The sequence below is a fragment of the Polynucleobacter sp. AP-Reno-20A-A9 genome (genome assembly GCF_018882085.1).
Classification (GTDB): domain Bacteria; phylum Pseudomonadota; class Gammaproteobacteria; order Burkholderiales; family Burkholderiaceae; genus Polynucleobacter.
The window spans coordinates 109,307-118,711 of the sequence record NZ_JACVPB010000007.1 but is presented as its reverse complement, the minus strand read 5'-3'; the positions used below and the strand labels follow the sequence as shown (position 1 = coordinate 118,711).

Genomic DNA, 9,405 nt, shown 5'->3' with positions numbered 1-9,405 from the left:
CCGCCTGAGACCGCCTGACTTTAAAAACTCTTTAACTACCTTTAGCTTGAACTGCTTGCTGTACTTGCTCATAAAACAAAACCCCCTTGGTTGGACATAATGTCCAACTTTTGGGGGTCAGTTCAAAGGGTGGCTTTTCTTTTAAAGGCGCCTCTAGAAAACAATAGTGATTTAGGAAAGCGCGACCACACCTGAAATCAGGTTAATTGCTAGAGCAAGTAATGAGGCATTAAAGATAAAAGCAGTCATTCCTTGAAGCATGACCACGAACCGAATTCTGGAGCTGGCAATATTGATGTCAGCGGTTTGGCAAGTCATACCAATTACCATTGAGAAATAAAGGAAGTCTACATAGGTAGGTCTTAATTTAGAGGCGAATAGCAAAGGGGCTTCTTTGGTTTTATCCAGTTCTTGGTAGTACACATGCGCATAGTGAAGGGCAAATGCTGTGTGAACATATAACCAAGAAATGATGTAGGTTACTAAAACAAGCCCCACATGACGAATTGCAATATTGGTGGGTAGCGCTTTAATGCCCGAAAGAATGATCACGATCGTCACTAAACTAGCTACTGCCGCAAGTACGATGATCAATAGAATCATCGCCGCACCGTCATCCTCTTTCTTTGAGAGGCTAAGTATGTTTTCTTGGGTGGAGAAATACATCATGATGTAGGTCAGCGTCAAGTACAGCCCTCCAGCAATTACCCAGGAAAGCGCCAAACGAACGATTGGGCCTTGGCTAGTTGGAATTACGAAATAAGATCCAAGTCCAGCGAGCACGACAATGATGAGTCGGTGAGTGGCACCTATTTGATGCCAGTATTGTGTCCAATGAGATGCTTTCATAGTCACTCTAGTATGCCCTTAAAATAGAACGCATAACCCGGGGAGCGGAAATCCACCTGAAATGGAATCTGGGGGCGATTGCAGATGGTAAATATAAAAAGGAAAATTTTCAATTGAAGTCGAATATCAGAACTTGGAGCTTAGTGGCAGGTGCACTCATTATTTTGGCAGCCTGTGTGTTCTCTTATGTATTGACGAAGCCTGCTGAGGCTGATGTTTCGATCCTGTTGGCGCCCGTTGCCATTCAAACCGTATAAATAAATTTGACCATGACTATGATATTTAATTCTTTTTCAAAACATATCGCTTTAACTTTGCTGGCGATATCCTTTCTATCTGGCTGCCAATCTACTGGTCAAGATGGCAAGCCACTTACTACTGCAGAGATTCTTCAAAAGCGTGACGCTACGTTAAAGATGTCAAAGACTGGTCTTGATGCATTAATGAAGCAAAATCCAGATGTCCGAAAAGAAATTGATCAGGCGGCTGGCTATGCAGTCTTTACGACGACCAATGTCAATATTGTTTTGCTGGTAGTAGCTCGTGGCGAAGGCGTCTTGTTTGATAAACGACGCAAAGAACCTATTTTTATGCAAGCACTCAAAACAGGTGAAGGCTTAGGGGCTGGCTATCAAGATCAATATCAAGTGGCAATCTTTAAGACACCTGGTGCGATTGATCAGTTTTTGTTGACCTCGATTGATGGTCGTCGTGGTGGCATTGATGTGGACGCAAATTTTTCTGCTGGTTCCGGCGGCACGATTCGTTCCTTTAACCCTGACATTACCTTCTATACGGTGGGGCTCTCGGGATACGATTTACAAGCCAACTATGGCGGTACGCTCTACTTAGTAGATCAACAGCTCAATAGTGCTGAGACTCTGAATAGTCTTCCAAAGAAGAAGCCAGATACAAAGTAAGAATCAGAGTCTACCCATGGCTTATTGGCGATAGAGCCCCAGCTAGCAATAGCTGGGGCTTTTCTTTTGCCTATCTCTGGCTGATCTACTGGTATTTCTCTATAGAAACCCGTCTGAACGAGAGTAGATTGGTAGATGAACCAATCCATCTGAAAGGCTGATATGAGCAAGAAATCACTTGATACGAATGCAATACCAGGACAACAAAGAGCTATTGATGCAACCAAGGCCGCCGGGCGTGTGGCGATTGAAAGTGCTCAGGCAATCGCACAGATTAATCAGCAGGCAACGCAGGAATTGGCTACCATGATTCAGAAGAAGGTATCTGAGTTGATGAAAACTCAGGATCCGAGATCTGCATTTGAATTTGTTCATGCCGAAGTACTGCAGGATGCGGCCAAAGAGATCTCCCAATATCACAACCAATTAGTTCAGGTGCTCAAAAGCGGCAATCAAGAGCTAGCCGATATTGCTGAAACCATGATTCAAGAATCCAAGGCGGACTTAATTCACTTTGTAAATGATGCAACAGATAACGCACCGCTTGGTAGTGAAGCTTATGTTTCTGTATTTAAGACATCATTTAATAATGCTCTGCAAAATTTTGAATTGATTCGTGCTGCAATGGCAGACTCGTTTACTAATTTCGAGAAGAGTGTCGAGAATGTTAGCAATCTTGCTAGCCCAAAAAGCGCGTCAAAAAAGAAGGGCTAAAGATTTAATATTGCTTCTGAAATTGCAGGGCGGTCTTGATGGTTTGAAAGTGAATATCTATAGTGGATTTAATTTCTTTACCGTAGCCGCCCGCCATTGAAAATGCGATGGGTAGCTGCTTATCTAATCCATACTGAAATACCATCTCATCTCGCAAGCGCATTCCTTCTGTGCTGACATTCAGTCTTCCTAGGCGATCACCTTCATGGGGGTCTGCGCCAGCCAAGAAAATGAGGCAGTCTGCCTTGAAGCGTGTATCCAGTTGATCCAGGGATTGGTTCAGGGCATGCAAATAGCTTACATCATCACAGCCATCCGCTAACCCTAAATCAAGATCGCTCTCTTCTTTTTTAAATGGAAAGTTATTTTCCCCATGAATAGAGAGGGTAAAAATAGAATCATCATTTTGCAAAATCGAGGCAGTGCCATTGCCTTGATGCACATCTAGATCAATCACTGCAATCTTCAGGGATGGGCTAATCTCTTTTTGTAAAGTACGAGCTGCAATAGCTGAGTCATTGAAAACACAAAATCCACTACCAGCATCTCGATAAGCATGATGGGTACCACCGGCAAGATTAGCGGCAATACCTTCTCTTAAGGCAGTTTTGGCTGCAGCCACTGTAGCGCCTGCTGAACGACGTGAACGTTCCACCATCCGCTCACTCCACGGAAAACCGATTTCTCTTTGCTCTTGCGGGGAAAGCTTCCCCTCAATTACTTTAATGAGATAACTGGGGTCATGGGCATACAGAATTTGGGTGTCAGTAGCTGCTGGTGCTTCTACAAGCTCTATATTTTCTTCTCTACCTATCAAATCACGTAAGCGTGAATACTTTTCCATTGGGAAGCGATGACCTTCTGGAAGTGGCAATACAAAGTGGTCTGTATAAAACGCTTTCACGCTTTCACATTTCTCTTGAATATTCTTTCAGGACATTCAAGGGGACAGTCTCTAGGGCTTTGATGTGAGTGCTTTCCAATTTAATAAATGGCGCACATTGAGCATTGAATGCCTCCACCCAGCGATTAATGCATAAGCACCATTGGTCTCCTGCTACCAGCCCTGGAAATTGATATTCTGGTCTTGGGGTGATGAGGTCATTTCCTTTTTGCAGGCTAAATTGCAGAAACTCATTTGTCACAATGGCGCAAACTAAGTGACTACCCACATCTTCTTCATTGGTTTTGCAGCATCCATCCCTAAAGAACCCTGTTAAAGGGTCAAAAGAGCAGGGAATAAGGGGTTCACCAAAAACGTTCAGAGCAACTTCTTTTTGCATAGCAACCTTAAAAATATCTGTGTCAGCCAGTTTATTGAATAAGCCGTAAACTTGCTGAACAATGACCCAATTAGAAAAGCTCACCTTGTTTTACGATGGCGCTTGCCCGTTGTGCCAGGCGGAGATTCTCTTTTTATCCGGACGTAATCAAGATAATCTATTGGGCTTTGTTGATATTAATTCCGAACAGTATGAGCCTCAACAGGTGGGGGTCTCCTGTGAGGCTGCATTGGCAGCGATGTATGGTCAGTTTGCTAGTGGCAAATTGATACAGGGCGTCTCAGTTTTTCCTGAGGCCTATCGTCGTGCAAACTTACCTCGTATGGCCTGGTTTTTTTCAAGAAAGCCACTTCAGCCATTCTTGAAATTAGCTTATCTCTTTTTTGCCAAGAATAGGCACGCGATATCTAATCTTTTTGGGCCAGCAGCACTACGATTGGTGAAGGCTCGGTCAAGGTCGGCGCAGCAATGAAGAAAGTCTATCCCCTCCTCATCGCTGCACTACTGTGTTGCTTAGCGCCGATCAGCTTTGCTCGAGATCCATTGGAGGTGCCAGCATATTTAGGCACTGCAAAACTTCAAGGAAGCGGTCGACTGACTTGGTGGGGTCTACATATTTATGATGCATCCTTTTATAGGGTGGGCTCACTATCCTCCTCTGAGTTTGCATTGGATATGCGCTATCAAAAATCCTTCTCAGGTAAATCAATTGCCAACCGGAGTGCGGAAGAAATGAAGCGCATTGGTGTGTCAGATGATCAAGCCACCCTTTGGGGTAGAGAGTTGGCGTCTTTCTTGCCCAATGTTGAGTCGGGGCAAACTTTGACTGCCATCTATTCACCTAAGCAAGGGACGATTTTCTATCACGATGGCAAGCAAATCGCACAAATACCTGGGTCAGAGTTTTCAAAAGCATTTTTTGGAATTTGGCTTGATCCTAAAACAAGTGCCCCTAAACTCAGAACAGAACTATTGGGACAAACCTGCCCGCCACCACTTTTTAATGAGGCTTGTTAAGCTATGAAACTTTTTTTTACACGCTTTGCATTCGCAATATTTTGTGGGGTGCTTTTAGTTTCATGTTCCTCGCCTCAGGTTTCTCAGTATTCGGCCGAGAAACCAACTTTAGATCTGAGTGAATACTTTTCTGGAACGATTGATGCCTATGGCATTTTTACTGATCGTAGTGGTGAAGTGAAAAAGCGCTTTACTGTGCTGATCAAAGCAAATTGGACGGTAGTTGAAGGTAAAAAGGTGGGAACCTTAGATGAACGTTTTGAATATTCTGATGGCACAAAGCAAACACGCATCTGGACGCTAACTGAGCAATCTCCAGGTAATTACATTGGTAGGGCCGATGATGTGGTGGGTGATGCACAAGGCCAGCTCGCTGGGAATGCTCTGAATTGGACCTATACCCTCGCTTTACCGGTGGATGGCACTATTTATAACGTGCAATTTAATGATTGGATGTACCTAATTACCCCCAAAGTAATGCTCAATAAGGCCAAGATGAGTAAGTTTGGGATTGATTTGGGTGAGGTGACTTTAAGCTTCTACAAGCGCTAAGCAAAAGCACCGGATTTGTGTCACACTTTCCTGGAAGTCGCCTTTGGGCGTCTAATCCAAGGAGATCAAGATGAATAAGAAATTAAAGCACGCTGCAATTGCTCTATCCGCCGTAGGAATGTTGTCATTAGTGGCATGTCAATCGATGGAGCAAGGCACAGGTCAAAAAGCCAGCGCTAGCCTTGACTCAAGATCAGGTTCCCAGGCCAAGGGTGAAGTTGCATTCATCTGGCAAGGTGATGACGTTCTCATTAATGGTAAATTTTCGGGATTAAAGCCAAACTCAGAGCAAGGCTTTCATGTTCATGAAAAAGGGGATTGCTCCGCTCCGGATGCAACCAGTGCAGGCGGCCATTTCAATCCTGAAACAAAATCCCATGGCATGCCTAATAGCGGCATGAGTCATGCGGGAGATTTACCTAACATCAAGTCTGACGCCAATGGCAATGCAACTTACACAGCTAAATTACATGGATTTGCTGTAAACACAGGCCCAACTGGAATTGTTGGTCGCTCAGTGGTTGTGCATAGAGATCCGGATGATTACAAATCCCAGCCTGCAGGAAATTCTGGTCCACGTATTGCATGTGGCTTGATTAAGTAATCGCATCTATTTATTAAATTAGTACATTCAGGGCATTTCATGAGAATCGAAGATACCGATCCAGCGCGACATGCTGGGATTGAATATCCAATGGAGGTGGGTGCTCCTGTATTTGCGCCCATCAAAGTTACTGAGGAAAAAGATAAGGCTGTTAATGTAGCCCGCCAAAATGCCAAGCTTGAGTACGACCGCATTATGGAGCAGGCTGAAGTCTTGATGAAACAGGCCAAAGCTCTACAAGCAAGATTAGATGCTACTGAGATGGTGCATAGCGCTAAATTTGGCTTTAATCCTATTCATGGAAAAATTTACCATCTGTACTTTGACGGCAGAAATGCCACCAATGTACTAATTCAAAATGGCCCAAAAGAATGGAGCTGTGGGATTCCAGACGGCTGGACTTATTCGATGGCAGTGAAGAAGTTAGGTGATAGTACTTGGGCGGTAATTGAAGAGGATTCTGTTGGCGCCCTTACTGTATGATGTTTTTTCTCTATAAAAAAATAATTAGGTGACCTGTGACAAAAGCTCGAGTCGTTAGTCTTACTGAACTAGGTAGTGCAGACGTAATCAAAGTGATTGATAAAGAATTGCCACCACCTGCAAAAGGTGAAGTGCAGCTCCGTCAAACTGCCATTGGATTTAATTTCATTGACGTATATCAGCGCTCAGGCGTTTATCCATTAGAGATGCCTACGGGACTTGGGCATGAGGCTGCGGGTGTGGTTGAGGCCTTGGGCGAAGGCGTCACTGATTTAAAAGTGGGTGATCGCGTTGTTTATATGAATGCCGGGATTGGTGCTTATGCAAGCGCACGTAATGTAGCTGCCGATAAATTGGTTGTTCTGCCAAGCAATATTTCTGATGAGGTGGCTGCAGCTGTTTTCTTCAAAGCAATGACTGCGCAATACCTTGTACAGAAAACCTATAAAGTAAAAGCCGGTGATGTAGTGCTGGTGCACGCAGCTGCTGGTGGTGTTGGTCAAATTTTGGCTGGCTGGGCAAAAGCCTTGGGCGCATTTGTTGTTGGCACCGTGGGTTCGCCAGCAAAGTTTGCGGCTGCTAAGGAGGCGGGTTGCGATGCGGTTGTTGATTACTCTCAAGCAAATTGGGCAGAGGAAGTGATTAAGGCCACTGGTGGTAAAAAAGCCAATGTGGTCTATGACTCTGTTGCTAAAACTACCTTTTTAGGCTCATTAGACTGCGCCGCTCCTTTTGGAACAGTTGCTTTATTTGGCGCTGCTTCAGGCCCAGCTCCAGAAATTCAGCCTGAGATCTTAAATAAGAAGGGCTGCCTGTTTTTAACTAGACCTTCCGTATTTCCACACAACGCTACACCAGCCTTGTTAAAAGAAAATGCTAAAGCAGTATTTGATGCAATTGCCAAAGGGCAGGTCAAAGTACAAATCGGCGCTAAGTTTTCCTTAGAGCAAGCCGCTGATGCGCATCGTGCTGCTGAAGGGCGAAAAGTTTCAGGCGCTATCGTAATGACGCCATAGGCTTAAGTGTCTTAGCGCACACAAGCCCCGTGAATGCGGGGCTTTTTTTATGCACTAATCGGACGTAAGATAGATGCATGAAAACACTTCTCAAAATTCTGATTACCACCCAACTGATTTTATTGAGCCCATGGGCTTTGGCGCAAATTCCTGAGACGCAGTATTCACAGGGAATTTCTTATATTACTGGTGGTGTGGGCGAGGGTGAGACTGTTGCGATTTTGGCTGATGCAAAGCAATGGCCATTGCTATTGGAAATGTCTCAAATAGAAAACGGCAGAGGAGTTTGGATCTTCGGGGCAACGATCAAAATCATGAACTCCAAAAAACAGATCATTTTTGATGCCCAGGCCGATGGACCTTATATGCTGATTAATCTCGAGTCTGGTGACTATGTGATTGAGGCATCTTACCAAGAGGCGATTCAAAAGAGAGTGCTTTCTATTAAAGCTAACTCATCACAAAAGATTTCCCTTTTCTGGAAATAGCGCTGAGAAAATTGACGCATTGCGTCAAAAGCCTAAACATTCAATTTGGTCTATAGTTTCTTGATTACTACAATCATCAGGAGATGAATGAATGAAATGCTTTTCAACTAAAAGCGGTTTGGGTGTATTACTTTCAGCAATATTAGTTTCAACAGCCTCACTCAGTAATGCGCAGAATTCTCCAGCTGTCGGTGCTCAGGGTAAGGCTGAGGCGCTATGGCTTGGACAGGCAGGTTTCCGGATTAAATCTCCTCAGGGAAAAATGATTCTGATTGATCCCTGGATTACTGGCGGACCCAAGACGCCGCCGATTTATAAGAATGATTTGGCAGCAATTGGTCCGATTGACGTATTGCTAGTCACGCATGCTCACGTTGACCATCTTGGTGATGCGCCAGCTATTGCTAAGATGAATAACATCAAGTTATATGGTCCGGCTGATATGGTGACGCCACTAACTACTTTGGGAATTCTGCCAGCAGACTTGGGTTATCGCTTTAATAAAACGGGTCGCGTAACACCTGCGCCTGGAATCAAGGTTACTGCAGTTCAAGCAGAGCACTCTTCTTTATTGGTTTGGAAAAATCCGGCTACAGACAAAATGGAGTCATATCCCGCCGGCGAGCCTATGGGCTTTATTATTGAGCTTGAGAACGGTTTTAAGATTTGGCACATGGGCGATACCGGCTTGTTTAGTGACATGAAATTTATTGGTGAACACTACAAGCCTGATCTAGTGATGGTTCCGATTGGAGGAAATTTCACAATGGCTCCTGATGATGCTGCCTTTGCATTACGCACATGGATTAAGCCAAAGATGGTGATCCCAATGCACTACAACTCTAACCCGATGACTAAAGGTACGTTAGCCGAGTTTCAGGAGGCTATGAAGGGTAGCAATATCAAAATTATTCCGATGACTGAGGGTGAAATAGTTCAATTCTGAGGAATATCGAAGAATGAGCCTAAACCCCACAGAATTTGTGGGGTTTTTTATTGGATTTACTTGTATTTAGTTCGTATTAGTACTAAACTAGTTCTAACTAGTACTTTAAATAGGATTTATGAACTTTTTACCCGCCCTGAGAAACCTCGTTTCTTCATATCAAGCATTTGAGCGTTATTCAGCTCCGCATATAGCGGCAATGGGTTTAACAATGACCCAGTTTGATGTGATTGCCACATTGGGAAATCAATTGCCAATGACCTGTAAAGAGTTGGGAGAAAAAACATTGGTTACTAAGGGCACTCTAACTGGTGTCTTAGAGCGATTGGGGGCCAAAGGTCTTATTCTTCGAGAAACAAATTCTGAAGATGCCCGTAGTCAACTCATTGGATTAACACTAGAAGGTCAGTCTGTATTTAAACAAGTATTTCCGGAGCATTTAGAGTATCTAAGTAAAGCATTTAAAAAATTATCGTCAGATGAATTAAAGCAGCTCGAAGAATCACTCAAGTTGTTGAAAGACATCTTTTAAT

15 protein-coding genes are annotated in these 9,405 nt (G+C 43.9%); 12 read left to right on the top strand and 3 right to left on the bottom strand.

Annotated features, from left to right (window positions below):
• Positions 1-171 precede the first annotated feature (171 nt).
• Positions 172-849, bottom strand: a complete 678-nt coding sequence (locus ICN39_RS08005; RefSeq protein ID WP_216233523.1) for a DUF1345 domain-containing protein — start codon at positions 847-849, stop codon at positions 172-174.
• Between the two features lie 113 nt (positions 850-962).
• On the opposite strand from ICN39_RS08005, the gene ICN39_RS08000 reads away from it, so the two are divergent.
• From ICN39_RS08000 to ICN39_RS07990, 3 genes are all read left to right on the top strand, one after another.
• Positions 963-1,106: a hypothetical protein gene (locus ICN39_RS08000; protein ID WP_216233522.1), complete on the top strand. Its 144-nt coding sequence runs from the start codon at positions 963-965 to the stop codon at positions 1,104-1,106.
• Positions 1,107-1,118: 12 nt separating this feature from the next.
• The gene (locus tag ICN39_RS07995; RefSeq protein ID WP_255532386.1) at positions 1,119-1,769 is read left to right on the top strand and encodes a hypothetical protein; all 651 of its coding nucleotides are present in this window, start codon (positions 1,119-1,121) and stop codon (positions 1,767-1,769) included.
• Positions 1,770-1,931: 162 nt separating this feature from the next.
• Entirely contained in the window at positions 1,932-2,483 is a 552-nt protein-coding gene (locus ICN39_RS07990; protein ID WP_216233521.1) for a phasin family protein, read from the top strand.
• A 4-nt stretch (positions 2,484-2,487) separates the two neighbouring features.
• Here the strand turns inward: ICN39_RS07990 and ICN39_RS07985 are convergent, their stop codons facing one another.
• Both ICN39_RS07985 and ICN39_RS07980 read right to left on the bottom strand, forming a co-directional pair.
• Positions 2,488-3,387: a histone deacetylase gene (locus ICN39_RS07985; RefSeq protein WP_216233520.1), complete on the bottom strand. Its 900-nt coding sequence runs from the start codon at positions 3,385-3,387 to the stop codon at positions 2,488-2,490.
• 4 nt (positions 3,388-3,391) lie between these two features.
• Positions 3,392-3,766 carry a DUF2237 family protein gene (locus tag ICN39_RS07980; RefSeq protein WP_216233519.1) on the bottom strand — a complete coding sequence of 125 codons (375 nt, stop codon included), beginning with the start codon at positions 3,764-3,766 and terminating at the stop codon, positions 3,392-3,394.
• Between the two features lie 61 nt (positions 3,767-3,827).
• Between ICN39_RS07980 and ICN39_RS07975 the strand changes: the two genes are divergently transcribed.
• The 9 genes from ICN39_RS07975 to ICN39_RS07935 all read left to right on the top strand — a co-directional run bounded on the left by ICN39_RS07975 (position 3,828) and on the right by ICN39_RS07935 (position 9,404).
• Positions 3,828-4,238, top strand: coding sequence for a thiol-disulfide oxidoreductase DCC family protein (locus ICN39_RS07975; protein ID WP_216233518.1), 411 nt, complete (start codon positions 3,828-3,830; stop codon positions 4,236-4,238).
• On the top strand, positions 4,235-4,783 hold the full coding sequence (locus tag ICN39_RS07970) for a chalcone isomerase family protein (RefSeq protein WP_216233517.1): 549 nt from the start codon (positions 4,235-4,237) through the stop codon (positions 4,781-4,783). Before ICN39_RS07975 ends, ICN39_RS07970 begins: the two co-directional genes overlap by 4 nt.
• Positions 4,784-4,786: 3 nt before the next feature.
• On the top strand, positions 4,787-5,335 hold the full coding sequence (locus tag ICN39_RS07965) for a DUF3833 domain-containing protein (protein WP_216233516.1): 549 nt from the start codon (positions 4,787-4,789) through the stop codon (positions 5,333-5,335).
• A gap of 70 nt (positions 5,336-5,405) precedes the next feature.
• Positions 5,406-5,939 carry a superoxide dismutase family protein gene (locus ICN39_RS07960; protein WP_255532383.1) on the top strand — a complete coding sequence of 178 codons (534 nt, stop codon included), beginning with the start codon at positions 5,406-5,408 and terminating at the stop codon, positions 5,937-5,939.
• A gap of 39 nt (positions 5,940-5,978) precedes the next feature.
• A complete protein-coding gene (locus ICN39_RS07955) occupies positions 5,979-6,422 on the top strand; it encodes a DUF2452 domain-containing protein (RefSeq protein WP_216233515.1) in 444 nt (147 codons plus the stop codon).
• 35 nt (positions 6,423-6,457) lie between these two features.
• Positions 6,458-7,438 (top strand): zinc-binding dehydrogenase, encoded by a 981-nt coding sequence (locus ICN39_RS07950; protein WP_216233514.1) that lies wholly within the window; start codon positions 6,458-6,460, stop codon positions 7,436-7,438.
• A 77-nt stretch (positions 7,439-7,515) separates the two neighbouring features.
• Positions 7,516-7,926, top strand: a complete 411-nt coding sequence (locus ICN39_RS07945) for a carboxypeptidase regulatory-like domain-containing protein (protein ID WP_216233513.1) — start codon at positions 7,516-7,518, stop codon at positions 7,924-7,926.
• A 91-nt stretch (positions 7,927-8,017) separates the two neighbouring features.
• On the top strand, positions 8,018-8,872 hold the full coding sequence (locus ICN39_RS07940; RefSeq protein WP_216233512.1) for a metal-dependent hydrolase: 855 nt from the start codon (positions 8,018-8,020) through the stop codon (positions 8,870-8,872).
• Positions 8,873-8,990: 118 nt separating this feature from the next.
• The gene (locus tag ICN39_RS07935) at positions 8,991-9,404 is read left to right on the top strand and encodes a MarR family winged helix-turn-helix transcriptional regulator (protein WP_216233511.1); all 414 of its coding nucleotides are present in this window, start codon (positions 8,991-8,993) and stop codon (positions 9,402-9,404) included.
• Position 9,405 lies beyond the last annotated feature (1 nt).